Origin of the sequence: Methyloversatilis discipulorum, assembly GCF_000527135.1 — a bacterium.
Classification (GTDB): Bacteria; Pseudomonadota; Gammaproteobacteria; order Burkholderiales; family Rhodocyclaceae; genus Methyloversatilis; species Methyloversatilis discipulorum.
In genome coordinates, this window is sequence record NZ_AZUP01000001.1 from 639,018 (window position 1) to 663,207 (window position 24,190).

Sequence of the window (24,190 nt, forward strand, 5' to 3'; positions counted from 1 at the left end):
TGTTCTCCCTCTTGTGATTCAGGTGGTCGCCAAAGCGGCGACGGTCAATACCTGTTTGTCCGAATGGTCTTCCAGGCGCACGTGCGCCGGTCGGCGCAGCAGTTCGCCGCTGGCCGTGTGTTCGAAGGTCCTGTACACGCCGGCGATCGATACCAGTTCCGCCTCGAAGCAGGTGGTGAAGATGCGCGCCTGCGTGTCGCCCGAGGCGCCGGCCAGCGCGCGGCCGCGCAGCGGTGCGTAGATGTGGATGTTGCCGTCGGCGATCACTTCGGCGCCAGCGCTGACCATGGCCAGCACGACCAGATCGCAGCCGCGGGCATAGATGCGCTGACCCGAGCGCAGGGGCTTGTCGATGATTTCGGTGCGTCGCTGCGCCTGCGTGACCACGGCTTCCGGCACAGCTGCCGCCACCGGTTCAGGGGCTGGTGCAGGCGCCGGGGCCGAAATTTCCGGCGTCGGCACGGGCTCCGGCGCCGGGGTGGGCACGGAGCGGGGTGCGCTGTCGGCGGCCAGTACGGCCATGCCGAGCGCGCGCGCGTCGTCCGCTGCTGCATCGCACGCGGCCTGCACGGCGACTGCGGTCAGCGCGTGACGGCCCAGTGCGTCGCGGATGGCCGGCAGATCGGGGCGGGCGTCGGCCGGCAGTTCGCTGCAGTCGATCACCACCGGTTCGCCGGAAAAGAAGCCGGGCATGCTGCCGAGCCGCGCGTCGAGCGCTGCGGCGATGGCTATGCTGTCGTTGCTGCGCAGCACGGCACGCATCGCTTCGAGCGTGGCGCTTTTAAGTTCTATGGCCGAAGTATCGGGCTTGCGCGCCATGGGGAGTCCGCGGGAAATGTCGAAAGTCTACTCAGTGCCCGACCTGCGGGCAACACGGCGCTTCAATGCACCGCAGCCGGCGGATCGCCGAACAGGCGGGCGATGTCGGCCGCGCTGAAGCGGTAGTCGTGATTGCACATGTCGTCATGGATGTGCAGCTCGCCCTTCTCGGCGAGGATGGATTCGACCTCGGCGCGGCCCAGCGACAGCACGAGTCGACGGACCTTTTCCTCGTCACGCGGGCAGTGATGGCGCGGCGTCTGTGCCTCGAACACGCGGATTCCGCCGGCCTGTATCTCCTCGTGGAACAGTCGGCTGAGCAGTGTTTCGGTGTCCAGCGTCTTCAGTTCGTCGGGCGTCACCGTGGCGGCCAGATGGCACACACGGGCCCAGCCGTCGGTGTCGCGCTGATCGGCGCCCGGCAGCTTCTGCAGGAACAATCCGCTCGCCGTGTCGCCGTCGGCAGCCAGCCACAAGGCGGTGGGCTGCTGTTCGGACTGTTCGAGGAAGTGTTCGAACACCTCGGCCACGGTGGCGCCTTCGAGCGGTACCACGCTCTGGTAAGGCGTAGGCGAGCTTTCGGGCTGCATGGTCATCACCAGATGGCCGTCGCCCAGCAGTTCGGGCAGCGGTGCTTCGACCAGATCGGCCGGCGCACTCGCCATGCCGCGGATGCGCAGTTGCTGGTCGCAATCGACCACCAGCATGCCCATGGCGCCATTGCCGCGCACCTGAACCGTCAGCCGGCCCGGCTGCTTGAGCTGGCCGCCCACCATCAGCGACACCACGGTCACTTCGCCGAGCAGGCGCGTCACGACGGGTCCGTAGCCGCGGCCGCGCAGCATGGACTGCCAGCCCTCGGACAGGCGCACGCGGGCGCCGCGTATGTCCAGACCTTCGAACATGAAGCGCTGGATCAGGTCAGATGCGCTCATCCGAGCACCTCCGACCAGCGTTGCGGGTCGAAACCGATCAGCAGTTCGCCGTCGTGGTCGACGATGGGCCGGCGGATGGCCGACGGGTTGGCGCTGAGCAGCGCGAAGGCGCGATCGGCGTCGAGATCGGCGGTTTGCTCGGGCGGCAGCTTGCGGAAGGTGGTGCCGCGCGTATTGACGACGGCCTGCCAGCCGGCGCGGCGTATCCAGTCGGCCAGCGCGTCCGCCGGCACGCCATCCTTCTTGTAGTCATGCAGCTGGAAGTCGATGTGCCGGTCGGCAAGCCAGGCGAAGGCACGCGACATGGTGTCGCAACGCTTGATACCGAAGACGCAAAGCATGGGGGTGTTCAGGGGTGGAATCCGGAGAGCGCGCATTGTACGTTGCGCCGCCGGCGCCTGCTGCGGGCGACGAATGGCCTCCCGGGGCTGGCGTCATCGTGCTGCAATGGTTAAGATTTGGAAAATTTATCCGAAACAACAAACTGGCACGCGAAATTGATCGGCTTTCAAGATCGTTCGCGGCATCAACAGTGGGAGACGTGCATGATGTTTCGACGCCCGGGCCTCTATGCCCTGACGCTGGTTTTCGGATTTTCGATGTTTGCCGCCGACGTTGCGCATGCCGCGCGTTCGGTCGCCAGCGGCAAACAGGTCAAGTCGGCGGTCCGCCCTGCGGCCAAGATCGCCTCCAAGAAACGTGTTTCGCCCACCGTGCAGGCGGCGGCCAAGCGCTCGGCGCCGCTCGCTGTCGCGGTGCCGGCCTTCCGTCCGCCCAAGCCGCCGGCGCAGCGCCACTACGCCGTCGATGGCAGCACCTTCTACGCGGACGGCGTCCGCGTCCGTGCAGCCGGCCTGGACGGCATAGAAATGGCTGGCGCGTCCGGCATGGCCAAGCAGCGCCTGCAGCAACTGCTGGATTCGGGCCGTGTCAGCATCGAACCGCTGGGCATGGATGCCGGCGACGTCACGCTGGCCCGGGTAAGGGTCGATGGACGCGACGTGAGCGAACTGGTCAGCGCGCGCTGAGTCCAGCGCCGAATGAAAAAGGGCCCGGTAATCACCGGGCCCTTTTTCATTGTCCTGTCGACTGAGGATCAGCCTGCGGTCAGCGCAGGGTTCCGGCTGCCGTGTGTTTCCTTCGCGGCCGGTGCGTCGTCCGCCACTGCCTCGTCGGCGACCGTTTCGGCGTCGACCGGCTTCAGTTTGCGGGTGTTTTTCGGGCTGACCGTCGGCAGCACGACCTCGATCTTGTTCTGCGTCATGTAGTCGTTCATTTCGCGCCAACCGGCGAAGATGGCGGCCTTCGACGCCTTCGGGTTCAAGGCGTAACAGTCCTCGAGTGCGCGGCCAGCGTGGCGGCAGGCGCCGCCGACGGCCTTGGCCTCCAGCTCCTTCTGCGCCGCGGCGCGATTGGGATCGGGAATGGGCAACTTGTCGCACGCGGTCAGGGCGACTGCGCACGCGATCAGCACGATGGAGGGGACAGCTTTCACCTGGGGGCGCTTCCGGAGATTGGGCACACACCCCGTCTACGGCAGCGCGCCCCCGCCGCTTGAGTGCCGTGAGGCGCTCACAGAGCGCCGCGCGAATACTCCGCCAGTAGCGTGTCCTGTGCGCAATGCCGCGCGGCGCGCGATACCCGTCGCCGGTAGCGGCCATCCGGTTCCATTTCCCACGACTGGCTGTTGTCCAGCAGATAGGGGCGCAGACCCTCTTTCATGATGCGTCGCTTCAGCTTCGGATCGAGCACCGGGAAGGCCACCTCGATGCGGCGGAAGAAGTTGCGCTCCATCCAGTCGGCGCTGGCGAGGTAGAGCTTTTCTTCGCCATCGGCATGGAAGTGATAGATGCGCGAGTGTTCGAGGAAGCGACCGACCACCGAGCGTACGGTGATCTTGTCCGACAGGCCGGGCACGCCCGGGCGCAGCGCGCAGACGCCGCGCACGATGAGGTCGATGTCGACACCGGCCTGGCTGGCCGCGTAGAGCGCTTCGATGGTTTCGTCCTCGACCAGCGAATTCATCTTGGCGATGATGCGACCCTTGCGGCCGGCGCGGGCGTTCTCCGCTTCCTGCCCGATGGCGGCGATGACATTGCTGTGCAGCGTGAAGGGTGCCTGCCAAAGGTGGGTGAGCGTGCCGGCGTGGCCGAGGCCGGTCAGCTGCTTGAATACTTCGTTCACGTCTTCGCCGATCTGCTCGTTCGCGGTCATCAGGCCGAAGTCGGTGTAGAAGCGCGCGGTGCGCGGGTGGTAGTTGCCGGTACCGAGGTGCACGAAGCGGCGGAAGCGATGCACGCCGTCCACCTGTTCGCGCCGCACCACCATCAGCAGTTTGGCGTGCGTCTTGTAGCCGAATACGCCATACACGACATGCGCGCCGGCCTCTTCGAGGCGCGACGCCCAGTTGATGTTCGCTTCTTCGTCGAAGCGCGCCATCAGTTCGACCACGACAGTGACTTCCTTGCCCTTCAGCGCGGCACGTACCAGGGCTTCCATCAGCACGGAATCGGTGCCGGTACGGTACACCGTCATCTTGATCGCCACGACTTCCGGGTCGTCGACCGCCTGCTGTACCAGGTCGATCACCGGCTTGAAGGACTGGAAGGGGTGATGCAGCAGCAGGTCCTGCTTGCGGATCATCGCGAAGATGTCGTAGCGCTTCTCCATCGCGCGCGGCACCTGGGGCACGAAGGGCGGGTATTTCAGATCCGGGCGCTCGACCCAGTCTGGCACCTGCATCAGGCGCACGAGGTTCACGATGCCCGGTGCGCGGTAGAGGTCGTCGCGCGTCAGGTTGAACTGCTGCAGCAGGAAATCCGCCATGTGTTCGGAGCAGTTGTCCGCGACTTCGAGGCGCACGGCGTCGCCGTAGTGGCGCTGCGGCAGTTCGCCCTGCAGCGCCTGGCGCAGGTTCTTCACCTCTTCCTCGTCGAGGAAGAGGTCGGAGTTGCGGGTGACGCGGAACTGGTAGCAGCCGAGCACATTCATGCCTTCGAACAGGTCGCCGACATTCATGTGCATGGCCGACGACAGGAACACGAAGCCGTGGTCAACGCCGGTCAGGTCCTTCGGCAGCTTGATCACCCGCGGCAGCGCGCGCGGCGCTTGCACGATGGCATAACGCGAACTGCGGCCGAAGGCGTCGCGGCCTTCAAGCTCGACGGCGAAGTTCAGGCTCTTGTTCAGCACGCGCGGGAAGGGGTGTGAGGGGTCGAGTCCGATCGGCGTCAGCACCGGCATCAGCTCGCGCATGAAGTAGTCGCGTACCCACTCGCGCTGCGCCTCGGTCCAGTCGCCGCGGCGCAGGAAGACGATGCCTTCCTTCTCCAGCAGCGGCAGGATGACGTCGTTCAGCAGCGAATACTGTTCGGCGATCAGCTGGTGCGCCTCGGCGGCGATCAGGCGCAGCGCCTCCTGAGCCGAGCGGCCGTCGGAGGTAACGCCGCGTGCGCCCATGCGGATGTGTTCGCGCAGGCCGCCGATGCGCACCTCGAAGAACTCATCGAGGTTGCTCGACACGATGCACAGGAATTTCAGCCGTTCGAGCAGCGGCACGCGCTCGTCCGCCGCCTGCGCCAGTACGCGCCGGTTGAAGGCGATCAGCGACAGTTCGCGGTTGATGAAGTGATCGGGTGCGTAGCGGGGCACCGGCAGGATGGACGGCATGATCGGTTTCTGTCTCTGAACTTGTTGTTATGCGACCCGGTATTTTGTGACACAAGTGCTATGGAATTATTACAGCGTCCGGGCGCTTCGTGCTTGACGGCGCGCGGCGTGCGCGCTGCTACACTCCGCGCTGGCCTCTTTTATTGCATCGCCGCATGAGCTACGAACTTCTCGCCGCCGTCGACCTCGGGTCCAACAGTTTCCGGCTCCAGGTGGCGCGGGTGATCGATGACCAGATCTACCCGCTCGACGGCGTGAAGGAAACCGTCCGCCTGGCGGCCGGTCTGGGGCACGGCAAGCTGCTCGACGGCGCCTCGCAGCTCAGGGGGCTGGAGGCGCTGTCCCGTTTCAACGAGCGTCTACGTGGCTTCGCGCCGGACCAGGTGCGCGCGGTGGCGACCAATACGTTGCGCGTGGCGAAGAACGCGCCGCAGTTCCTGCCGCAGGCCGAGGCGGCTCTGGGCTTCCCGATCGAGGTGATCGCCGGGCGCGAGGAGGCGCGGCTGATCTACGTTGGCGTTGCTCACACGCTGCCCAATCCTTCCAGTCAGCAACTGGTGGTCGATATCGGCGGTGGCTCGACCGAGTTCATCATCGGTCGCAGCTTCGAGCCGATGGCGCTCGAATCGCTCTACATGGGCTGCGTCGCCTTCAGCCTGCGCTATTTCCCGGACGGTCGGATGGACAAGAAGTCGCTGCGCGAGGCCGAACTGGCGGCGCGACGCGAACTGGAGACCATAGAGCAGGACTACCGTTCGCTCGGCTGGGACGAGGCGGTCGGTTCCAGCGGCACGGCCCGTGCGCTGCTCGACATCATGGAACTGAACGGCTGGTGCCAGGGCGCGCTCACGCGTGAAGGCATGGACAAGCTGCGTTCGCTGCTGCTGCGGGTCGGCGACGTGAATCGCCTCGGTGTGGCAGGGCTTCGTCCGGATCGGCTGCCAGTGCTGGCCGGTGGATTCGCTATCATGTCTGCGGTGTTCGACGCCTTCCGTCTCGAACGCATGAGCTTTTCCGAGGGAGCGCTGCGACTGGGCGTGCTGTACGACCTGCTCGGGCGCTATCACCATCGCGACCTGCGCGATGCGACCGTGCTGCAATTCGTGCGCCGCTACCAGGTGGATCAGCGCCAGGCCGATCGTGTTCACGCTACGGCGCTCAAGCTGTTCCGGCAGCTCGAACCGAATGCCGGCGACGATCATCCGGATCTGCACCTGCTGAGCTGGGCCGCGCGCCTGCATGAGCTGGGCATTTCGGTGGCGCATGCCGGCTACCACAAGCACAGCGCTTACATCGTCGGCAACGCTGACATGCCCGGTTTCTCGCGCATGGACCAGGCGCGACTCGCGCGGCTGGTGCTGGCCCATCGCGGCAAGCTGGAAAAGGTGAATTCCGCCGCCGCCGACCTGCGCGACTGGCCGCTCATCCTCTGTCTGCGGCTGGCCGTGCTGCTGCATCGCAGCCGCGACGACTACGACGAACTGCCGCTGCGCCTTGATCGCAGCGGCGCGGGCTACGTCATGTCGGCGCGCGCCGAATGGCTGTCGGCGTCACCGCTGACGGCTGCCAGCCTGCAGGACGAGCAACGCCTGTGGGCGGCCATAGGCATCGAGCTCAAGCTGCGTCCGCAGCGCGCCAAGGGCCAGTCGGCCGCCTGAACGCCAGATCATGGACGTCCCGACGATTACGTTCGAGATGTCCGGGCCGTTGCGCGTTGCCGTGCTGACCGGCGACTGGACGCTGACGGGACTGGAAGGGCGCCTCGACGCCTTGCGCGCGCAACTCGCCGCGGCCGAAACAGGCCGGATCGAGACCTGGAATCTCGCCGCCGTGAGCCGCCTTGATTCGCTCGGCGCCAGCGTGCTGTGGCGTGGCTGGGGCGACCGGCTGCCGGACGGGCTGGAAGCCGATCCGCGCACGCGCCGGATGCTGGAGTCGGCGGCGGCGCTGGGTGTGCGCCGCCGCGCCGGTGCGCCGAAGTCGCGCGCAGGCGATTCGATCGTCGCGCTCGGGCGCGTCGGCATCGCGTTGTGGCGCCAGCTGATCGGCATGATCGCGCTGACCGGCCAGATGCTGTTCGATCTCGCCGCCGCATTGCGTCGCCCGCACGACGCGCCGCTGCGCGAGCTGTCGGCCAATCTGTACAAGACCGGCGTGACGGCGCTGCCGATCACCGCGCTGGTGGGCTTCCTGATCGGCGTCGTGCTGTCCTATCTGTCGGCGCTGCAGCTGAAAACCTTCGGCGCCGACGTATTCATCATCAACATCCTCGGCATCGGCATCGTGCGGGAACTGGGGCCGGTGCTGGTGGCGGTGCTGGTGGCCGGTCGCTCCGGTTCGGCGATGACCGCGCAGCTCGGCGTGATGCGGGTGACCGAAGAGATCGATGCGCTGACCACGATGGGCGTGCCGGCCACGCTGCGGCTGGTATTGCCCAAGGTGCTGGCGCTGCTGGCTGCGATGCCGCTGCTGGTGCTGTGGACCTCGTCGGCGGCGCTGTTCGGCGGCATGGTGGCGGCGTCGATACAGCTCGACATCAGCTACGGTTTCTTTCTCGAAACGCTGTCGCGCGTAGTGCCGATCGCCAATCTGTGCATCGGTCTGGGCAAGGGCCTGGCTTTCGGTCTGGTGATCGCGCTGGTCGCCTGCCACTTCGGACTGACCGTCAAGCCGAACACCGAAAGCCTGTCGGCCAACACGACGCGTTCGGTGGTCAGTGCGATCACCTGCGTCATCCTGGTCGACGCGGTGTTCGCCATTGCCACGCGCCACATCGGCATGCCGACATGAACGACGCGGTCATCGACATTCGCGGCTTGGTCACGCGCTTCGGCAGCAACGTCGTGCACGAGGGGCTGGATCTCGCCCTGCCGGCAGGCGAGGTGCTGGCGCTGGTCGGTGGTTCGGGCAGCGGCAAGACCACACTGCTGCGCCAGGTGATCGGCCTGCTGCGGCCGCAGCAGGGCCAGATACGCGTGTTCGGTCAGCCGCTCTTTTCCGGCGATGCGCTGGCCGACCGCCAGCTGCGGCGACGTTTCGGCGTGCTGTTCCAGCAGGGCGCGCTGTTTTCCGCACTCAACGTGCTGGAGAACATCGCCTTTCCGCTGCGCGAACTGCGCTGGCTCGATCGCGATGCCATCCATGATCTGGTCATGATCAAGCTCGCCATGGTCGAGCTGGAGCCGCAGCATGCCTGGCTGATGCCGGCCGAGCTGTCCGGCGGCATGATCAAGCGGGTCGCGCTGGCGCGCGCGCTGGCGCTCGAACCTGAGCTGCTGCTGCTCGACGAACCGACCGCGGGCCTGGATCCGGACCGTTCGGAGGCCTTTGTCGCGCTGATCCGCCGCTTGCGCGATCAGCTTGGTCTGACCGTGGTGCTGGTGACCCACGATCTCGATACGCTGGCGGCGCTGGCGACGCAGGTCGCCGTGCTCGGCGAGCGACGTATACTCGCTTACGGTCCACTTGATCACGTCATGAAACACGATCATCCCTTCATCCGCAGTTTCTTCTGTGCCGAACGCATGTCGCGCGTGCTCGCGCGCAGCGGGAGCTGATCATGGAAAGCCGCGCCCACGCACTGGCTGCAGGTCTGTTCCTGCTGCTGATGAGTGTCGCCGTCGGACTGGCCATCTGGTATCTGTCCAGCGGGGACGACGCCGGACAGGAGTATCTGCTGGTGACCACGGCCGATGTCGGTGGCCTGAGTCCGCAAGCGCAGGTGCGCTACCGCGGCATCCGTGTCGGCAAGGTGAGGGATATTTCCATCAACCCGGACAACCCGCGCGAAATCCACGTCCGCATCTCGATTCCGGCGCGCTATCCGGTGACCGCGGGCACGCGCGCCGAGCTGGGCTATCTTGGCGTGACTGGTCTGGCGCTGATCGACATGACGGACGACGGTTCCGACCCGACGCCGCTGTCGCCGGCCGACGCGCGCATCCCGCTGCGTGGTTCGCAGTTCGGCGGGCTGGGCAACAAGGCCAGCGACACGATGGACGTGATGCGTCAGGTGATGTTGCGGCTGCATGTGCTGCTCGACGACCGCAATCTCGAACGCATAGGCGCGACACTGGGCAGCCTGCAGTCGGCGACCGCGCACCTGGACCGGACGCTGGTCCATCTGCCGGGCGTCGCCGGCGATCTGCGTGAAACGCTGCAACGCGCACAGGCGTTGCTGTCGGCAGAAAATATCGAACGCAGCGGGCGCATCCTCGGTCAGCTCGAGGCGGTCAGCGCCCAGGGCGCGCCGCTGGCGCAGGAACTGCGGACAGTGCTGGCATCGATGCAGCAGCTGTCATCGCGGCTCGACGCGCTGGCTGCGAGCATGGGGCAGCAGATCAACGGCGATACCTTGCCGCGGCTGCAGACGCTGCTTGATGAAGCGAACCGCGACGCCCGCCAGTTGCGCCGTGTGCTGGGCGAGCTCGAGTCTTCGCCACAGATGCTGCTGCTCGGACGCGAGGCGCAGCAGCCCGGACCCGGCGAGCCCGGTTTCGATCCCGCCGCCGGCAGCGCGCGCGACTGAGGAGCATCGGAGATGAAATCATTTTGGGCGAGCGCGCTGCTGTCGATCACGCTGGCCGCTTGCGGGCCGCTGCTGCCGCGTTCGCCGACGTCCGAACTTCACGATCTGGGCAGCCAACGTGCGGCCCGCCCGCTGGCGCGCGTGCCGGTGCTGACCGACGTGCGTGCCCCGAATTGGCTGGACGGCACCGCCATCCACTATCGCCTTGCCTACGAGAGCGAAACACGCCGACGCAGCTACGCATTGAGTCGCTGGGCGGCACCACCGGCGGAGCTGCTGTCGGTCGCGCTGCGACGCATGCTGGACAGCCCGGGCGCGCCGTCAACCTGCCGCCTGGTGGTCGAACTGGACGAGTTCATACAGGTGTTCGACCGGCCGGACGACTCGGCGGCGCTGATATCCGGCGTCGCCACATTGGTCGGCGCCAATGGCAGGACCATCGTCGATCGCATGCGCTTCTCGCTGACCGAGAAGGCGACCGGCGCCGATGCGCCGTCCGGTGTTGCGGCGCTGTCGCGTGGTGTCGATGCACTGGGTGTGCGGATCGCCGACTGGCTCGATCGGGCGGAGGCTGAAGGGCTGAGCAGGAGGTGTGAATCATGAATCCGGGAAATGCAGCGCCTCGCGACAACGGTCTGCTGCAGGCGGCATTGGATCAGGTGGCCGAGACGTGCTGGGCGCGCCTGCCGTGCGAGCGCGTCACCATCATGCTGGCCGACGGTGAGGGGCACGACGCCGTGCTGGGCATTGCGGCCTGGCGTGGCGAACTGGCGCAGGAAGTGGTCAATGCGCGGGTGAGCAGCGGCAGTTCGGTGGCGGGCGAGGTGTTCGCCAGCGGCCGGGCACGTCGCGTCATCGATGCCGACGCGCAGCAGGCGGCCGGCCGGGCGCGCGGCGAGGGCGGCAGCTTCATCTGCACGCCGCTGCCGCTCGACGGACGCATACTGGGCGTGATCAACGTGCGACGCGGTCGTGGTCAGCCGGCGTTCTCGGAGGCGGAAGAGGGCATGCTCGACTGTCTCGCACTGTTCGGCGGGAAGTCGGTGCAGACCGCGCAATTGGCCTTCCTGGTCAAATCGGAGTTCGCGCAGCGGGCGCTGCAGGGCGAGGAGGTGACGGCGCTGGCGGAAGCCTTCTCGCAAGGCGCGGCGCAGCCGGCGCAGGTGGCGCGCATGCTGGCGAAATCCTTCTATCGGGAAATGAAGGCGGCCGGTTTCGGCAACAACCAGATCGTCGGCGCGGCCGGCGAGATCATCGACCAGCTGTCTGCCAGTCTGCGCAAGCACGGCCAGCGCATGGAGCGCGGCCGGCAGTGAATCATCGGCGCCGGGGCTGACCGGCGCCGCGTCGCGTCAGCCGAGTGAGGCGCTGTAGGCGTCGGCGCTCAGCAGATCATCAAGTTCCGCCGCATTGTCCGGCTTGATGACGAACATCCAGGCGCCGTAGGGATCCTGATTGACCGATTCGGGCTGGTCGGCGACCGGGGCGTTGACCGCGGTGACCGTGCCCGACACCGGGGCGTGGATGTCGGAGGCAGATTTGACCGACTCGATCACCGCCATCGCCTCGGTACGGGCGACGGTGCGGCCGACATCGGGCAGCTGCAGAAAGACCACATCTCCGAGGGCATCCTGCGCGTGGTCGGTGATGCCGACCGTCACGGTGCCATCCTGTTCGACCCTGACCCATTCGTGTGTGTCGGTGTAGCGAAGATTGTCCGGATGATTCATTGCTTTTTCCTGGTGGGTTTGACCGGGCACGATTGTAGCCGCGCGGGACGTGCTGCGGCCGCCTGCTAGAATCCCGAGGCTATGAATGCCGATCTGCACTGTCACTCCTGCCACTCCGACGGCGTACTGTCGCCGGCCGCGCTCGCCGCGCGCGCAGCGGCCAATGGCGTCGAGCTGTGGTCGCTGACCGATCACGACAACCTGGGCGGACTCGACGAAGCGCGTGAGCATGCGCGTGCGCTGGGCATGCGTTTCATCGACGGTGTCGAGGTCTCTGTCACCTGGCACGGCACAACTGTCCACGTCGTCGGTCTTGGCATCGATCCGCGCCACGCGCCACTGGAGCAGGGCCTGGCCAGTGTGCGCGGCGGCCGCGACGAGCGCGCATTGCGCATGGCCGAGGCGCTGGAAGCGCTGGGCGTGCGCGAGGCCTACGCCAACGCGATGCGCCATGCCGGCAATCCGTCGCTGGTTGGTCGCTCACACTTCGCTCGCGTGCTGGTCGAGCAGGGTTATGCGCCGGACGTGCACGCGGTGTTCCACAACTATCTGGTGCGCGGTCGCCCCGGCTACATCGAACACCAATGGACGGCGCTGGAGCAGGCGGTGGCGTGGATACGTGGCGCCGGCGGCGTCGCCGTGGTCGCCCATCCGGGCCGCTATCGCATTTCCGGCGATCAGTTGCTGCGCTTGCTCGGCGACTTCCGTGATGCCGGAGGGCAGGCCATCGAAGTGGTGTCCGGCTCGCACGGCGACGCCGAGGTCAGACATTTCGCCCGGCTGGCCCGCGATTTCGGTTTCTACGCCTCGCGCGCGTCCGATTTCCATGCGCCGGACGAAAGTCCGATCGACCTTGGACGAGGCGCCCAGCTGCCGGCCGGTGTCGAACCGGTGTGGCATGCGCCCGAGCTCGGCTCGCGTGTCGCCTGCCCGGCCTGACGCCGCTTTTCCACACCCTCTGACGAATACATCCACGTGGCACAGCTTTTCACCGTACATCCCGACAATCCGCAACCCCGCCTGATACGACACGCCGCCGACATCCTCCGCGATGGCGGACTGGCGGCCATTCCGACCGACTGCGCCTGGTCGCTGGTGGGCCATATGGGTGACGCGCGCGTGCTCGAACGCATCCGTCGCATCCGCGACGTGGATGTGCATCATCACTTCACGATGATGTGCCGCGACCTGTCTGAAATCGCCACTCTGGCGAAGGTCGATAACGCGCAGTTCCGTCTGCTCAAGAGCGCGACGCCGGGGCCCTACACCTTCATTCTGGAGGCGACGCGCGAGCTGCCGCGGCGCATCCTGCATCCGAAGCGCAAGACCATCGGCCTGCGGGTGCCGGACCATCCGGTCGTGTCGGCATTGCTGGAGGCGCTGGGCGAACCGCTGCTCGGCTCGACCCTTTTGCTGCCCGGCGAAGATCTGCCGCTGACTGACGCCGAAGACATCCGCGAGCGCCTGCAGCACGAGCTCGATCTGGTGATCGACGCCGGTCACTGCGGTACGCAACCGACCTCGGTGATCGACCTGTCGTCGGGCACGCCCGAACTGGTGCGCGCCGGCGCGGGCGACGTCGCGCGCTTCGGCCTGGACTGACGTGCCGGCCACGTTCTGCTAGCATCCGCCCGCCTATGGACGAAAGCATTGCACGCTTGGCGGTCATCGTGCTGCCGGTCGTGCTTGCCATTACGCTGCACGAGGCGGCCCACGGATACGCCGCACTGATGAAGGGGGACCCGACCGCGCATCTGGCCGGCCGGATCACCGCCAACCCCTTGAAGCACATCGATCCGGTCGGCACGATACTGGTGCCGCTGGTCATGTACTTCGTCGGCGCGATGGCGGGTCACGAGGGCCTGCTGTTCGGCTGGGCCAAGCCGGTGCCGGTCGACTTTTCGCGGCTGCGTCGCCCGAAGCAGGACATGTTCTGGGTTGCGGCAGCCGGTCCGGCCGCCAATCTGGTGATGGCAGTGGGCTGGGGGCTGGCAATGAAGCTGGCGCTCGGCATGCCCGGTCACTACTTCGCCGAGCCGCTGCTGCTGATGGCCAAGGCCGGCATACTGATCAATCTGGTGCTGATGGTGCTGAACCTTCTGCCCATACCGCCGCTCGACGGCGGACGCATCATGGTGAGCCTGCTGCCGCGCGGGCCGTCCATGGTGTTCGCGCGCATCGAGCCTTACGGCATGTTTATCCTGATCGCGCTGCTGGTGTCGCACGTACTCGACGACATCCTGCGTCCGCTGCTCGTGCTGGCGAACGCGCTGCTGATGTCCCTGCTTTTCTGAACCGGATGAATCGATAACATGTACGCAGAACGCGTTCTTTCCGGCATGCGCCCCACCGGTCGCCTGCATCTTGGTCATTACCACGGCGTGCTGAAGAACTGGGTCAAGCTGCAGCACGAATACCCCTGTCTGTTCTTCGTCGCCGACTGGCACGCGCTGACCACCAATTACGAAGACACCCAGGTGATCGAGCGCAGCGTGTGGGACATGCTGATCGACTGGCTGGCCGCTGGCGTCGATCCCAACCAGGCGACGCTGTTCATCCAGTCGCGGGTACCGGAGCACGCCGAACTGCACCTGCTGCTGTCGATGATGTGTCCGCTCGGCTGGCTGGAGCGGGTGCCGACCTACAAGGACCAGCAGGAAAAGCTGGCCGACCGCGATCTCGCGACCTACGGCTTCCTCGGCTATCCGCTGCTGCAGTCGGCCGACATCCTGATCTATCGCGCCAATCTGGTGCCGGTGGGCGAGGATCAGGTGCCGCACGTCGAACTGACGCGCGAAGTGGCCCGCCGCTTCAATCACCTGTACGGACGCGAGCCGGGCTTCGAGGACAAGGCGCGCGAGGCGGTGAAGAAGCTGGGCGGCAAGCGCGGCAAGCTGTACGAGGAACTGCGCCGCCTGTACCAGCAGGAAGGCAAGGAGGACGCGCTGGCGCAGGGCAAGGCGCTGCTCGAAGAGGCGCAGAGCCTGAGCCTGGGTGACCGCGAGCGTCTGTACGGTTACCTTGAGGGCGGCGGCAAGATGATTCTGGCCGAGCCGGGTGCGCTGCTGACCGAGGCGGCGCGCATGCCGGGTCTGGACGGTCAGAAGATGTCCAAGTCCTACAACAACACGCTGATGCTGCGCGAGGAACCCGAGGTCGTCACCAAGAAGATCCGCGGCATGATGACTGACACCCAGCGCGTGCGCCGTACCGATCCGGGCGATCCGGACCGCTGCCCGGTGTGGCAGTTCCACGTCATCTACTCGGACGACTCGGTCAAGCAGTGGGTGCAGGAAGGTTGCCGCTCGGCCGGCATCGGCTGCCTGGAGTGCAAGCAGCCGGTGATCGACGCGGTGCTGAAGGAACAGGCGCCGATCCACGAGCGGGCGAAGCAATATGAGGAGGATCCGATGCTGTTGCGCAACATCGTCGCCGATGGCTGCGAACGGGCGCGAAAGCTGGCGTCGGAAACGATGCGCGATGTGCGCGAGGCCATGGGTCTGAACTACGCCTGATGTCCGGCGAGGCGCTCATCGCTGAACCGGTGCCGGCCGAAAAGGCCGCGCCACCGGCGCGCCTGTACGGCGAGGCGCTGGAAAAACTTCCGCTCGACCTGTACATTCCGCCCGACGCGCTCGAAGTGTTCCTGGATGCGTTCCAGGGGCCGCTCGATCTGCTGCTCTACCTGATACGCAAGGCCAACGTCGATATTCTCGACATTCCGATGGCGCCGCTGACCGCGCAATACCTCGTCTACGTCGAGGCGATGCGCTCGCAGCGCCTGGAACTGGCGGCGGAATACCTGTTGATGGCCGCCATGCTGCTCGAGATCAAGTCTCGCATGCTGCTGCCGCGGCCGCCGCGCGAAGCCGCCGACGAGGGCGAGGACCCGCGTGCGGAACTGGTGCGCCGGTTGATCGAGTACGAACAGATGAAGGCGGCCGCGCTGGCACTGGACGCGATTCCGCGCATTCAGCGCGAGCACGAATGGGTGGGCGTGCAGGTGGCCGAGCGGCTGGTCGAGATCCAGCCGAACGTCAGTGCGACCGATCTGCAACTGGCCTGGCTGGCGCTGATGCGCCGTGCCGACATGACTCGCCATCACAAGGTGACGCGCGAGGCGCTGTCGGTGCGTGAGTTCATGTCCGGAATCCTGCGCCGGCTGCACGAAGAAGGCGACCTGCGTTTCGACCAGCTGTTCGAGGTCGGCGCGCCGGCCGCCCAAATGGTGGTGAATTTTCTCGCGGTGCTCGAACTGGCCCGCGAGAACCTGATTGAACTGCTTCAGCTCGAAGCCTTTGCGCCGATTTATGTCCGAACTGCCCGAACAGCCGCAGTCGCCGAGCCCGTCTGAGGTCAAGCGCGTACTCGAAGCCGCGCTGCTCGCCAGTCAGGACGCGATGAGTACGGGCGAACTGCGCAAGCTGTTCGAACAGGAGCTCGACCACGCGCTGATCCGTCGTCTGCTCGACGAGTTGCGCGAGGACTGGGCGGGGCGGGGCATCGAACTGGTCCAGGTGTCGTCAGGCTGGCGTTTCCGCACCACAGCGGACGTCCAGCCCTACCTGGATAGACTGAAGAACGAAAAGCCCGCGAAGTATTCCAGAGCGGTGCTGGAAACGCTGGCGATCATTGCGTACCGCCAGCCGGTGACGCGCGGCGACATCGAGGACATCCGCGGTGTGGCGGTGTCGCCGGGCATCATCAAGGCGCTCGAAGGGCGCGGCTGGATAGACAGCGTGGGTTACCGCGAAGTCCCCGGCCGGCCGGCGCTGTATGCAACGACACGACGTTTTCTCGACGATCTGGGCCTGCGCACGCTCGCTGAGCTGCCGCCATTGGCCGAACTACAGAAGGTGATGGAATTCAATGATGCAAGGTAGACGCAGACCGGGCGGCGGTGGCGAGGTCAATGGCAACGTGGCCAATTACCGCTCGCAGGACAGCAAGAACAAGCGGCGCGGCCCGGTGGTGTTCAACGAGCCGCAGAAACTGCACAAGATGCTGGCCGACATGGGCCTCGGTTCGCGCCGCGAACTGGAAGACTGGATCGTCGCCGGTCGCATCAGCGTCAATTCGCTGCCGGCGCACGTCGGCCAGCGGGTCGGGCCGGAGGACAAGGTCCGCGTCAATGGCAAGCTGATCCACATCCACTTTGCCCAGCGTGCCCCGCGCGTGCTCATCTATCACAAGCCGGAAGGCGAAATCGTGTCGCGCGACGACCCGGAAGGCCGGCCGTCCGTGTTCGACAAGCTGCCCAAGGTGGGCGGCGGCCGCTGGATCGCGGTCGGTCGTCTCGACTTCAACACGTCAGGTCTGCTGGTATTCACCACCAGCGGTGAGCTGGCCAACAAGCTGATGCACCCGAGCTACGAGCTCGAACGCGAGTACGCGGTGCGGCTGATCGGGGAACTCACGCCGGAACAGTCGAAGAAGCTGACCGAGGGCATCGAGCTCGAAGACGGCATCGCCAAGTTCAACTCGCTGGCCGACGGTGGCGGCGAGGGCTCGAACCACTGGTACCGCGTCACGCTGTCCGAAGGCCGCAACCGCGAGGTGCGTCGCATGTTCGAGGCGATCGGCCTGACGGTGAGCCGCCTGATGCGCGTGCGCTACGGCCCGTTCGAGCTGCCGCGACGTCTGGCGCGCGGCAAGTCGGAGGAGCTCAAGGCGGAACAGGTCGAGAAGCTGCTGTCGGTGGTGCCGGCCAAGGGCAAGCAGCGCAAGGGCCCGGCGGAAGAAGCCCGGCCGCCGGTCGACGGCGAGGCGCCGACCTCGCCCAAGCGCGGCCGTCGCCGCGGTCCGCGCAAGCCGCGCGAAGCGGGTGAGGGCGGCAATCGCGCTGCGCCGCAACAAAGCGCTCCGTCGCCGCAGGGCGGTGAGGGCGATGCGCCGGCGCGCAAGCGCGCGCCGCGACGCCGTCGCCGCCCGTCCGCCAAGCCTGCGGCAGGCGGCGGCGAGGCCTGACGACATACCACCGTTGAGCGGGGCCGTCCATCCTTGCAGCTTGAGGGGATGGATGGCCTCTGTTACACTCCTCGGCTTGTTGCGCTGGCCCTGCCGGCGTTTTTCGATGGGCGGTCAGCCCATTTTTTATTTGTACATCCGGAAGTGTGTTGCTGGGATGAGTGTTGCGGAACTGATCGAGCAGGCGGTAACAGGGCTCGGCTACGAATTCGTCGATCTTGAAACCTCGCCAAGAGGCCGTCTGCTGCGTGTCTTCATCGACACCGACAAGGGCATCATGGTGGATGACTGTGTAACGGTGAGCAATCACCTGACCCGTCTTTTCATGGTCGAAAACGTCGATTACGACCGTCTTGAAGTGTCCTCCCCGGGGCTTGATCGCCCGCTGCGCAAGGCCGCCGACTTCGTTCGCTTCACCGGGCAGGAGGCGCAGCTGCGCCTGCGCGTGCCGGTGGGCAATCAACGCAATTTCACCGGTCGACTGGCCGGCGTGGCCAACGACCGGCTCACCCTTGATGTCAAGGGCGAAGCCTATGAGTTCGAACTGTCGCAGATCGAACGTGCCCGCCTGGTGCCGGACTTTGAACGCAAGCAGGAGTTGAAACGATGAGTCGCGAGATTCTGTTGCTGGTCGATGCACTGGCACGCGAAAAGAATGTGTCCCGCGAAGTGGTTTTCGGCGCTCTCGAAACCGCGCTGGCTTCGGCCACCAAGAAACGTACCCATGATGACGCCGACGTGCGCGTGTCGATCGACCGCGAAACCGGCGAGTACGAAGCCTTCCGTCGCTGGCATGTGCTGCCGGACGAACTGGTCGAGAACGACGAGGCCGAGATCGGCCTGATCGATGCGCGCGAGCAGATCGCCGACATCCAGGTCGACGACTACATCGAAGAAGCGCTGGAGCCGGTCGATTTCGGCCGCATCGGTGCGCAGGCCGCCAAGCAGGTCATCCTGCAGCGCATCCGCGACGCCGAGCGCGAACAGATCCTGAACGACTTCCTCGAACGCAAGGACCATCTGGTCACCGGCACCATCAAACGCATCGAGCGCGGCAATGCCATCGTCGAGGTGGGTCGTCTGGAGGCGCTGCTGCCGCGCGAACACATCATTGCCCGCGAGAACCTGCGCGTCGGCGACCGCGTCAAGGCAGTGCTGCTGCGTGTCGATCGTCAGGCGCGCGGCCCGCAGATCATCCTGTCGCGTACCGCGCCCGAGTTCATCATGAAGCTGTTCGAACTCGAAGTGCCGGAGATCGAAGACGGCCTCATCGAGATCAAGGGTGCTGCCCGTGACCCGGGCATCCGCGCCAAGATTGCTGTCAAGTCGAACGATCCGCGCGTCGATCCGCAAGGCACCTGCATCGGCATGCGCGGTTCGCGCGTGCAGGCGGTGACCAACGAGCTGGGCGGTGAGCGCGTCGACATCATCCTGTGGTCGCCTGATCCGGCGCAGTTCGTCATTGGCGCGCTGGCGCCGGCCGAAGTCGCCTCCATCGTGGTGGATGAGGACGCGCATAGCATGGACGTCGTGGTCAGCGAGGACAATCTTGCGATCGCCATCGGCCGCAGCGGCCAGAACGTGCGCCTCGCGTCCGAGCTGACCGGCTGGAAGATCAACCTGATGACGGTCGAGCAGTCGGCCGCCAAGTCGGACGCAGAGAACGCCGCCATCCGCCTGCTGTTCATGGCCAAGCTGGACGTGGATGAAGAAGTGGCGGACATCCTGATCGAGGAGGGTTTCTCGACGCTGGAGGAAGTGGCCTACGTGCCGCTGGCCGAAATGCTCGAGATCGAGGCGTTTGACGAAGACACGGTGAACGAACTGCGCACTCGCGCACGTAACGTGCTGCTGACCGAAGCCATCGTCGACGAAGAGCAGCTGGAGCAGGTCGATGACGCCCTGCTTGCACTGGACGGCATGGACAAGCAGCTGGCGGCGCAGCTGGCGCGCGCCAATGTGCGCACGCGCGATGATCTGGCTGATCTCGCTGTTGATGAACTGGTCGAGATCGCCGGCATCGATGCTGCGCGCGCGACATCGCTGATCACCACTGCGCGCGCGCACTGGTTTGAATAATTGAGGACGGTATGGCGTTGATGAGTGTTTCCCAGTTTGCGACCGAGCTGAAAATCCCCGCGGCCGCGCTGCTTGAGCAGCTGAAGCAGGCCGGTGTGGACAAGAAGAGCGAAGGCGATTCGCTGACCGAGCAGGACAAGACGCGCCTGCTCGACTACTTGCGGCGTCAGCACGGCGATACGGCGGGAAAGACCAAGATCACGCTGACCCGTCGTCAGACCACCGAGATCAAGGCGACCAATTCGTCCGGTCAGGCGCGTACCGTGCAGGTCGAAGTGCGCAAGAAGCGCGTGCTGGTCAAGCGCGATCCGGCCGAACTGCTGGCCGAAGAAGCAGCGCAGGCGGCGGCGACCGAAGAGCTCGCGGCCGACGTCGTGGCTGACGAAGCGACCTTTGCTCCCGAGCCCGAGCCGACGCCGGTGGTGCCGGAACCGGTGCTCGAAGTGGCGCCGGAACCTGAGCCCGAACCCGAGCCGGAACCTGAGCCCGAACCCGAACCCGCGCCGGTCGAGACGCCCGAGCCGGTGGCCGAAAGCGCTCCGGAAGTCGTGGCCGAGGCGGCTGCGCCGACCGAGCCGCGTCCGCTGACCGCGCGCGAACGCGAAGCCAAGCGCCACTCCGAACTGCTCGCCCACCAGGCGCGTGAGCTCAAGGAAAAGCAGGAACGCGAAATCCGCATGCGCCAGGAGACGGAAGCCCGTCTGGTGCGCGCGCAAGCCGAGGCCGAAGCCAAGGCCAAAGCGGAGGAAGAGGCCAAGGCGGCGGCAGCGAAGGCGCCTGCCGGAACGCTGCACAAACCGGCCAAGCCCGACGACAAGGCCGCCAAGGCCAAGCCGGCGGCGCCGGCGGCCGCCAAGGCCAAGCCGGGTTCGAACTGGAAGGACGACGCCGCCAAGCGCCGTCAGATCAAGACGCGCGGCGACGCCGGTACCGGTGGCTGGCGTGGTGGCCCGAAGGGCCGTAACCATCGCGACCACGATCAGGGCCAGCAGCAGGCGCCGATCGAAGCCGTCGTACGCGAGGTGCTGGTGCCGGAAACGATTTCCGTCGCCGACCTCGCCCACAAGATGGCGATCAAGGCGACCGAACTGATCAAGGTGCTGATGAAGCTTGGTCAGATGGTCACCATCAACCAGGTGCTGGACCAGGAAACCGCAATGATCCTGGTCGAGGAAATGGGCCACGTTGCCAAGCCCGCCAAGCTGGACGATCCGGAAGCCTTCCTCGGCGAGGCCGACGATGAGCACAAGGATGTCGAGCTGCTGCCGCGCGCACCGGTCGTCACTGTCATGGGTCACGTCGATCACGGCAAGACCTCGCTGCTCGACTACATCCGCCGTGCCCGTGTGGCCGCTGGCGAAGCGGGCGGCATCACGCAGCACATCGGCGCCTATCACGTCGATACGCCGCGCGGCATGATCACCTTCCTCGACACCCCGGGTCACGAGGCCTTCACGGCCATGCGTGCCCGCGGTGCGAAAGCGACCGATCTGGTCATCCTGGTGGTGGCGGCGGACGACGGCGTGATGCCGCAGACGCGTGAAGCCATCCACCACGCAAAGGCGGCCGGCGTGCCGATGGTCGTGGCGATCAACAAGATCGACAAACCGGAAGCCAACCCGGACCGCGTCAAGCAGGAACTGGTGGCCGAAGGTGTGGTGCCGGAAGAATACGGTGGCGACTCGCCCTTCATCCCGGTGTCGGCAAAGAAGGGGACGGGCATCGACGAACTGCTCGAGAACGTGCTGCTGCAGGCTGAAGTGCTTGAACTGAAGGCGCCGAAGGAAGCTCCCGCCCGCGGTCTGGTGATCGAAGCGCGGCTCGACAAAGGCAAGGGCCCGGTCGCGTCGGTGCTGGTGCAGTCGGGTACGCTGAAGCGCGGCGACATCCTGCTGTGCGGTCAGGTATTCGGCCGTGTGCGCGCCATGCTGGACGAGTCCGGCAAGGCGATCAGCGAAGCGGGTCCGTCCATCCCGGTGGAAATTCAGGGTCTGTCCGACGTGCCGGCCGCCGGTGACGAGGCGATGGTGCTGGCCGACGAACGCAAGGCGCGTGAAATTGCGCTGTTCCGTCAGGGCAAGTTCCGCGACGTGAAGCTGGCGAAGCAACAGGCCGCCAAGCTGGAATCGATGTTCGAGCAGATGGGCGAGGGCGAGGTCCGCGTGCTGCCGCTCATCATCAAGGCCGACGTACAGGGTTCGCAGGAAGCGCTGGTGCAGTCGCTGATGAAGCTGTCCACCGACGAAGTGCGCGTGCAGGTGATCCATGCCGCGGTCGGTGCGATCTCGGAAACCGACGTGAACCTGGCGCAGGCTTCCAAGGGCGTCATCATCGGCTTCAACGTCCGCGCCGACGTCGGTGCACGCAAGCTGGCCGAGAACTTCGGTGTCGATCTGCGTTACTACACCATCATCTACGAAGCGGTCGATGAGGTGAAGGCTGCGCTGTCGGGCATGCTGGCGCCGGAAAAGCGCGAGCACGTGCTTGGTACGGTGGAAATCCGCCAGGTGTTCCGCGGCACCAAGATCGGCACGATTGCCGGTTGTATGGTGCTTTCGGGTCTGGTCAAGCGTGGCGCCAGCGCCCGCCTGCTGCGCAACAACGTGGTGGTGTGGACCGGCGAGCTCGATTCGCTCAAGCGCTTCAAGGACGACGTCAAGGAAGTCAAGGAAGGTTACGAGTGCGGTCTGTCGCTGCGCGGTTACAACGAGATCGAAGAAGGCGACCAGCTCGAGGTCTTCGAAATCCAGGAAATCGCCCGCAAGCTAGCCTGAGCCTGACGTGCACACTCGATGAGCGAACGTTACTCCCGCAGTGACCGTGTATCGGAGGCGATCCGCCGCGAACTCGCGAAGCTGATCGCCACCGAACTGAAGGACCCGCGCGTCGGCATGGTGTCGCTGACCGCGGTCGAGCTGACGCCGGACTATGCGCACGCCAAGATCTACTACAGCACGCTGGCCGAAGGTGATGCGCAGAAGCTGATTCATGAAGGTCTGGTGCGCGCGTCCGGCTTCCTGCGCCGCGAAATCGGCCGCCGCGTGCGCATACACACCACGCCGCAGCTGCACTTCGTGCATGACCAGACGATGGAACGTGCCGACCAGCTGTCCCGCCTGATCGACAAGGCCCTGCATTCCGGCCCCTCCACCGGCGAGGATTGAGTTGCAGCCACGCTCGCGCTGGAAGGCGATCAACGGTGTGCTGTTGCTCGACAAACCCATAGGTCTCAGTTCGAACGACGCGCTGCAGAAGGCGCGTCGTCTGTTTCAGGCCGCCCGCGCCGGGCACACCGGCACGCTCGATCCGCTGGCCAGCGGCCTGCTGCCGGTCTGCTTCGGCGAGGCGACGCGCTTTGCCGGGCTGATGCTGGATGCCGACAAGGAGTATGTCGCCCAGGTGCGGCTCGGTGTGCGGACGACGACCGGAGATGCCGAAGGCGAAGTACTCGAAACCCGCGAAGTCGCGATCGACGAAGCTGCGCTGCGCGGCGCCGTCGATGCGCATACCGGCGACATCGAGCAGATACCGCCGATGCACTCGGCGCTCAAGCACGCCGGCAAACCGCTCTACGAATACGCCCGCGCCGGCGAAACCATCGAGCGTGCGGTCCGCCATGTGCGCATCCACGAGATCGAACTGCTGGATGTCGCGCTGCCGTCATTTTCGATGCGCGTGCTGTGCAGCAAGGGCACCTATATCCGTACGCTGGCTGAAGACATCGGCGCGATGCTGGGCTGCGGCGCTCACCTGACCGGACTGCGCCGAACGCGCACCGGGCCCTTGCGACTTGATCGTGCGGTGACGCTTGAGCAGATCGCCGCGCTTGACGATGACGCGCGCGCGTCGCTGTTGAATCCCGCCGACATCCTGTTGCAGGACATGCCGCTCTGCCGGATTGCCGACGCGGATGCGCAGCGCCTGATCAATGGCCAGTCGGTGTCGCTTTCAGCGGTCGACGCGGACATTGCGTTGCAAGAAGAAGGCGTGTTGCGCGCCTATGCCGGACCGGCTTTTCTCGGTCTGGTCGTCGTACGCGGCGCCCGCTTGCGGGTGAAGCGCCTGTTGCCGCAGGAAAGTGCGCAAAAGCCTTGAAATAGGCTTGAGATTGCGCAACTGTGGCGTATAATTTTGGGTTTTCCAAACGAGAGAGTTTAGATCAATGGCTATCGTTTCCGCCGATAAAGCCCGCATCGTGGCCGACTTCCAGCGCGCGGCCGGCGATACGGGGTCGCCCGAAGTTCAAGTCGCCCTGCTGACCGCACGCATCAACGACCTGACCGGTCACTTCAAGGAACACGTCAAGGACCACCACTCGCGTCGTGGTCTGCTCAAGATGGTGAGCCAGCGTCGCAAGCTGCTTGACTACCTGAAGCGCACCAACGCAGACGGCTATCGTTCGCTGATCGGCCGCCTCGGTCTGCGCAAGTAATTGCATCCGAAGGCAATGTCTGAGCCTTCGC

The 24,190-nt window shown here is 65.8% G+C and carries 26 protein-coding genes; 20 read left to right on the forward strand and 6 right to left on the reverse strand.

Annotated features, from left to right (window positions below; translation table 11 throughout):
* Nucleotides 1-18 precede the first annotated feature (18 nt).
* The 3 genes from minC to METFAM1_RS0102955 form a co-directional block, all read right to left on the reverse strand.
* Nucleotides 19-819 carry a septum site-determining protein MinC gene (gene minC / locus METFAM1_RS0102945; RefSeq protein WP_019918052.1) on the reverse strand — a complete coding sequence of 267 codons (801 nt, stop codon included), beginning with the start codon at nucleotides 817-819 and terminating at the stop codon, nucleotides 19-21.
* A gap of 62 nt (nucleotides 820-881) precedes the next feature.
* On the reverse strand, nucleotides 882-1,754 hold the full coding sequence (gene hslO / locus METFAM1_RS0102950; protein ID WP_019918053.1) for an Hsp33 family molecular chaperone HslO: 873 nt from the start codon (nucleotides 1,752-1,754) through the stop codon (nucleotides 882-884).
* Nucleotides 1,751-2,131 (reverse strand): arsenate reductase, encoded by a 381-nt coding sequence (locus METFAM1_RS0102955; RefSeq protein ID WP_332308736.1) that lies wholly within the window; start codon nucleotides 2,129-2,131, stop codon nucleotides 1,751-1,753. The genes hslO and METFAM1_RS0102955 overlap by 4 nt, the downstream gene beginning before the upstream one ends.
* Nucleotides 2,132-2,299: 168 nt before the next feature.
* Here METFAM1_RS0102955 and METFAM1_RS0102960 point away from each other — a divergent pair, with 168 nt between their 5' ends.
* Nucleotides 2,300-2,782, forward strand: coding sequence for a thermonuclease family protein (locus tag METFAM1_RS0102960; protein WP_019918055.1), 483 nt, complete (start codon nucleotides 2,300-2,302; stop codon nucleotides 2,780-2,782).
* A gap of 68 nt (nucleotides 2,783-2,850) precedes the next feature.
* On the opposite strand, the gene METFAM1_RS0102965 is transcribed toward METFAM1_RS0102960, so the two are convergent.
* Complete coding sequence (locus METFAM1_RS0102965) at nucleotides 2,851-3,249, reverse strand: hypothetical protein (protein WP_024300409.1); 399 nt, start codon at nucleotides 3,247-3,249, stop codon at nucleotides 2,851-2,853.
* Nucleotides 3,250-3,326: 77 nt separating this feature from the next.
* The gene (ppk1, locus tag METFAM1_RS0102970; protein WP_019918057.1) at nucleotides 3,327-5,423 is read right to left on the reverse strand and encodes a polyphosphate kinase 1; all 2,097 of its coding nucleotides are present in this window, start codon (nucleotides 5,421-5,423) and stop codon (nucleotides 3,327-3,329) included.
* A gap of 155 nt (nucleotides 5,424-5,578) precedes the next feature.
* Between ppk1 and ppx the strand changes: the two genes are divergently transcribed.
* Genes ppx through METFAM1_RS0103000 form a run of 6 tightly spaced genes read left to right on the forward strand, consistent with a single transcriptional unit; the run spans nucleotide 5,579 to nucleotide 11,267 of the window.
* Complete coding sequence (gene ppx / locus METFAM1_RS0102975; RefSeq protein WP_019918058.1) at nucleotides 5,579-7,081, forward strand: exopolyphosphatase; 1,503 nt, start codon at nucleotides 5,579-5,581, stop codon at nucleotides 7,079-7,081.
* 10 nt (nucleotides 7,082-7,091) lie between these two features.
* Nucleotides 7,092-8,213: an MlaE family ABC transporter permease gene (locus METFAM1_RS0102980; protein WP_019918059.1), complete on the forward strand. Its 1,122-nt coding sequence runs from the start codon at nucleotides 7,092-7,094 to the stop codon at nucleotides 8,211-8,213.
* Entirely contained in the window at nucleotides 8,210-8,980 is a 771-nt protein-coding gene (locus tag METFAM1_RS0102985; protein WP_019918060.1) for an ABC transporter ATP-binding protein, read from the forward strand. Before METFAM1_RS0102980 ends, METFAM1_RS0102985 begins: the two co-directional genes overlap by 4 nt.
* 2 nt (nucleotides 8,981-8,982) lie before the next feature.
* Nucleotides 8,983-9,951: an MlaD family protein gene (locus METFAM1_RS0102990; protein ID WP_019918061.1), complete on the forward strand. Its 969-nt coding sequence runs from the start codon at nucleotides 8,983-8,985 to the stop codon at nucleotides 9,949-9,951.
* 12 nt (nucleotides 9,952-9,963) lie between these two features.
* Nucleotides 9,964-10,554, forward strand: coding sequence for an ABC-type transport auxiliary lipoprotein family protein (locus tag METFAM1_RS20090; protein WP_019918062.1), 591 nt, complete (start codon nucleotides 9,964-9,966; stop codon nucleotides 10,552-10,554).
* Nucleotides 10,551-11,267 (forward strand): GAF domain-containing protein, encoded by a 717-nt coding sequence (locus METFAM1_RS0103000; protein ID WP_019918063.1) that lies wholly within the window; start codon nucleotides 10,551-10,553, stop codon nucleotides 11,265-11,267. The genes METFAM1_RS20090 and METFAM1_RS0103000 overlap by 4 nt, the downstream gene beginning before the upstream one ends.
* Before the next feature lie 36 nt (nucleotides 11,268-11,303).
* On the opposite strand, the gene gcvH is transcribed toward METFAM1_RS0103000, so the two are convergent.
* Nucleotides 11,304-11,681 carry a glycine cleavage system protein GcvH gene (gene gcvH, locus METFAM1_RS0103005; RefSeq protein WP_019918064.1) on the reverse strand — a complete coding sequence of 126 codons (378 nt, stop codon included), beginning with the start codon at nucleotides 11,679-11,681 and terminating at the stop codon, nucleotides 11,304-11,306.
* Nucleotides 11,682-11,762: 81 nt separating this feature from the next.
* Here gcvH and METFAM1_RS0103010 point away from each other — a divergent pair, with 81 nt between their 5' ends.
* The 13 genes from METFAM1_RS0103010 to rpsO all read left to right on the forward strand — a co-directional run bounded on the left by METFAM1_RS0103010 (nucleotide 11,763) and on the right by rpsO (nucleotide 24,159).
* On the forward strand, nucleotides 11,763-12,620 hold the full coding sequence (locus tag METFAM1_RS0103010; RefSeq protein ID WP_019918065.1) for a 3',5'-nucleoside bisphosphate phosphatase: 858 nt from the start codon (nucleotides 11,763-11,765) through the stop codon (nucleotides 12,618-12,620).
* 36 nt (nucleotides 12,621-12,656) lie between these two features.
* On the forward strand, nucleotides 12,657-13,283 hold the full coding sequence (locus tag METFAM1_RS0103015; protein ID WP_019918066.1) for an L-threonylcarbamoyladenylate synthase: 627 nt from the start codon (nucleotides 12,657-12,659) through the stop codon (nucleotides 13,281-13,283).
* Between the two features lie 35 nt (nucleotides 13,284-13,318).
* Nucleotides 13,319-13,975 (forward strand): site-2 protease family protein, encoded by a 657-nt coding sequence (locus METFAM1_RS0103020; RefSeq protein ID WP_019918068.1) that lies wholly within the window; start codon nucleotides 13,319-13,321, stop codon nucleotides 13,973-13,975.
* 18 nt (nucleotides 13,976-13,993) lie between these two features.
* The gene (locus METFAM1_RS0103025; RefSeq protein WP_024300410.1) at nucleotides 13,994-15,196 is read left to right on the forward strand and encodes a tryptophan--tRNA ligase; all 1,203 of its coding nucleotides are present in this window, start codon (nucleotides 13,994-13,996) and stop codon (nucleotides 15,194-15,196) included.
* Nucleotides 15,196-16,035 carry a segregation and condensation protein A gene (locus METFAM1_RS0103030; RefSeq protein ID WP_019918071.1) on the forward strand — a complete coding sequence of 280 codons (840 nt, stop codon included), beginning with the start codon at nucleotides 15,196-15,198 and terminating at the stop codon, nucleotides 16,033-16,035. Before METFAM1_RS0103025 ends, METFAM1_RS0103030 begins: the two co-directional genes overlap by 1 nt.
* Nucleotides 15,992-16,564 (forward strand): SMC-Scp complex subunit ScpB, encoded by a 573-nt coding sequence (gene scpB, locus METFAM1_RS0103035; protein ID WP_019918072.1) that lies wholly within the window; start codon nucleotides 15,992-15,994, stop codon nucleotides 16,562-16,564. Before METFAM1_RS0103030 ends, scpB begins: the two co-directional genes overlap by 44 nt.
* Nucleotides 16,551-17,648, forward strand: coding sequence for a 23S rRNA pseudouridine(2605) synthase RluB (gene rluB / locus METFAM1_RS0103040; RefSeq protein WP_019918075.1), 1,098 nt, complete (start codon nucleotides 16,551-16,553; stop codon nucleotides 17,646-17,648). Before scpB ends, rluB begins: the two co-directional genes overlap by 14 nt.
* Nucleotides 17,649-17,805: 157 nt before the next feature.
* Nucleotides 17,806-18,258, forward strand: coding sequence for a ribosome maturation factor RimP (rimP, locus tag METFAM1_RS0103045; RefSeq protein WP_019918076.1), 453 nt, complete (start codon nucleotides 17,806-17,808; stop codon nucleotides 18,256-18,258).
* Entirely contained in the window at nucleotides 18,255-19,727 is a 1,473-nt protein-coding gene (nusA, locus tag METFAM1_RS0103050; RefSeq protein ID WP_019918077.1) for a transcription termination factor NusA, read from the forward strand. Before rimP ends, nusA begins: the two co-directional genes overlap by 4 nt.
* An 11-nt stretch (nucleotides 19,728-19,738) precedes the next feature.
* The gene (gene infB, locus METFAM1_RS0103055; protein ID WP_024300412.1) at nucleotides 19,739-22,501 is read left to right on the forward strand and encodes a translation initiation factor IF-2; all 2,763 of its coding nucleotides are present in this window, start codon (nucleotides 19,739-19,741) and stop codon (nucleotides 22,499-22,501) included.
* An 18-nt stretch (nucleotides 22,502-22,519) separates the two neighbouring features.
* The gene (gene rbfA / locus METFAM1_RS0103060; RefSeq protein ID WP_019918079.1) at nucleotides 22,520-22,891 is read left to right on the forward strand and encodes a 30S ribosome-binding factor RbfA; all 372 of its coding nucleotides are present in this window, start codon (nucleotides 22,520-22,522) and stop codon (nucleotides 22,889-22,891) included.
* Nucleotide 22,892: 1 nt separating this feature from the next.
* A complete protein-coding gene (gene truB, locus METFAM1_RS0103065) occupies nucleotides 22,893-23,822 on the forward strand; it encodes a tRNA pseudouridine(55) synthase TruB (RefSeq protein WP_019918080.1) in 930 nt (309 codons plus the stop codon).
* A gap of 67 nt (nucleotides 23,823-23,889) precedes the next feature.
* The gene (gene rpsO / locus METFAM1_RS0103070) at nucleotides 23,890-24,159 is read left to right on the forward strand and encodes a 30S ribosomal protein S15 (protein WP_019918081.1); all 270 of its coding nucleotides are present in this window, start codon (nucleotides 23,890-23,892) and stop codon (nucleotides 24,157-24,159) included.
* The last annotated feature ends 31 nt before the right edge of the window (nucleotides 24,160-24,190 follow it).

Bases quoted from the DNA above. Each gene is read 5' to 3' on its own strand.
- METFAM1_RS0102990 (WP_019918061.1), top strand. From the start codon at position 8,983: ATGGAAAGCCGCGCCCACGCACTGGCTGCAGGTCTGTTCCTGCTGCTG.
- METFAM1_RS0103000 (WP_019918063.1), top strand. From the start codon at position 10,551: ATGAATCCGGGAAATGCAGCGCCTCGCGACAACGGTCTGCTGCAGGCG.
- METFAM1_RS0103010 (WP_019918065.1), top strand. From the start codon at position 11,763: ATGAATGCCGATCTGCACTGTCACTCCTGCCACTCCGACGGCGTACTG.
- METFAM1_RS0102980 (WP_019918059.1), top strand. From the start codon at position 7,092: ATGGACGTCCCGACGATTACGTTCGAGATGTCCGGGCCGTTGCGCGTT.
- METFAM1_RS0102960 (WP_019918055.1), top strand. From the start codon at position 2,300: ATGATGTTTCGACGCCCGGGCCTCTATGCCCTGACGCTGGTTTTCGGA.
- scpB (WP_019918072.1), top strand. From the start codon at position 15,992: ATGTCCGAACTGCCCGAACAGCCGCAGTCGCCGAGCCCGTCTGAGGTC.
- METFAM1_RS0103020 (WP_019918068.1), top strand. From the start codon at position 13,319: ATGGACGAAAGCATTGCACGCTTGGCGGTCATCGTGCTGCCGGTCGTG.
- infB (WP_024300412.1), top strand. From the start codon at position 19,739: ATGGCGTTGATGAGTGTTTCCCAGTTTGCGACCGAGCTGAAAATCCCC.
- METFAM1_RS0103030 (WP_019918071.1), top strand. From the start codon at position 15,196: ATGTCCGGCGAGGCGCTCATCGCTGAACCGGTGCCGGCCGAAAAGGCC.
- ppk1 (WP_019918057.1), bottom strand. From the start codon at position 5,423: ATGCCGTCCATCCTGCCGGTGCCCCGCTACGCACCCGATCACTTCATC.
- METFAM1_RS0103025 (WP_024300410.1), top strand. From the start codon at position 13,994: ATGTACGCAGAACGCGTTCTTTCCGGCATGCGCCCCACCGGTCGCCTG.
- rpsO (WP_019918081.1), top strand. From the start codon at position 23,890: ATGGCTATCGTTTCCGCCGATAAAGCCCGCATCGTGGCCGACTTCCAG.
- METFAM1_RS0102985 (WP_019918060.1), top strand. From the start codon at position 8,210: ATGAACGACGCGGTCATCGACATTCGCGGCTTGGTCACGCGCTTCGGC.
- hslO (WP_019918053.1), bottom strand. From the start codon at position 1,754: ATGAGCGCATCTGACCTGATCCAGCGCTTCATGTTCGAAGGTCTGGAC.
- rimP (WP_019918076.1), top strand. From the start codon at position 17,806: ATGAGTGTTGCGGAACTGATCGAGCAGGCGGTAACAGGGCTCGGCTAC.
- METFAM1_RS20090 (WP_019918062.1), top strand. From the start codon at position 9,964: ATGAAATCATTTTGGGCGAGCGCGCTGCTGTCGATCACGCTGGCCGCT.
- rbfA (WP_019918079.1), top strand. From the start codon at position 22,520: ATGAGCGAACGTTACTCCCGCAGTGACCGTGTATCGGAGGCGATCCGC.
- nusA (WP_019918077.1), top strand. From the start codon at position 18,255: ATGAGTCGCGAGATTCTGTTGCTGGTCGATGCACTGGCACGCGAAAAG.
- METFAM1_RS0102955 (WP_332308736.1), bottom strand. From the start codon at position 2,131: ATGCGCGCTCTCCGGATTCCACCCCTGAACACCCCCATGCTTTGCGTC.
- rluB (WP_019918075.1), top strand. From the start codon at position 16,551: ATGATGCAAGGTAGACGCAGACCGGGCGGCGGTGGCGAGGTCAATGGC.
- ppx (WP_019918058.1), top strand. From the start codon at position 5,579: ATGAGCTACGAACTTCTCGCCGCCGTCGACCTCGGGTCCAACAGTTTC.
- gcvH (WP_019918064.1), bottom strand. From the start codon at position 11,681: ATGAATCATCCGGACAATCTTCGCTACACCGACACACACGAATGGGTC.
- minC (WP_019918052.1), bottom strand. From the start codon at position 819: ATGGCGCGCAAGCCCGATACTTCGGCCATAGAACTTAAAAGCGCCACG.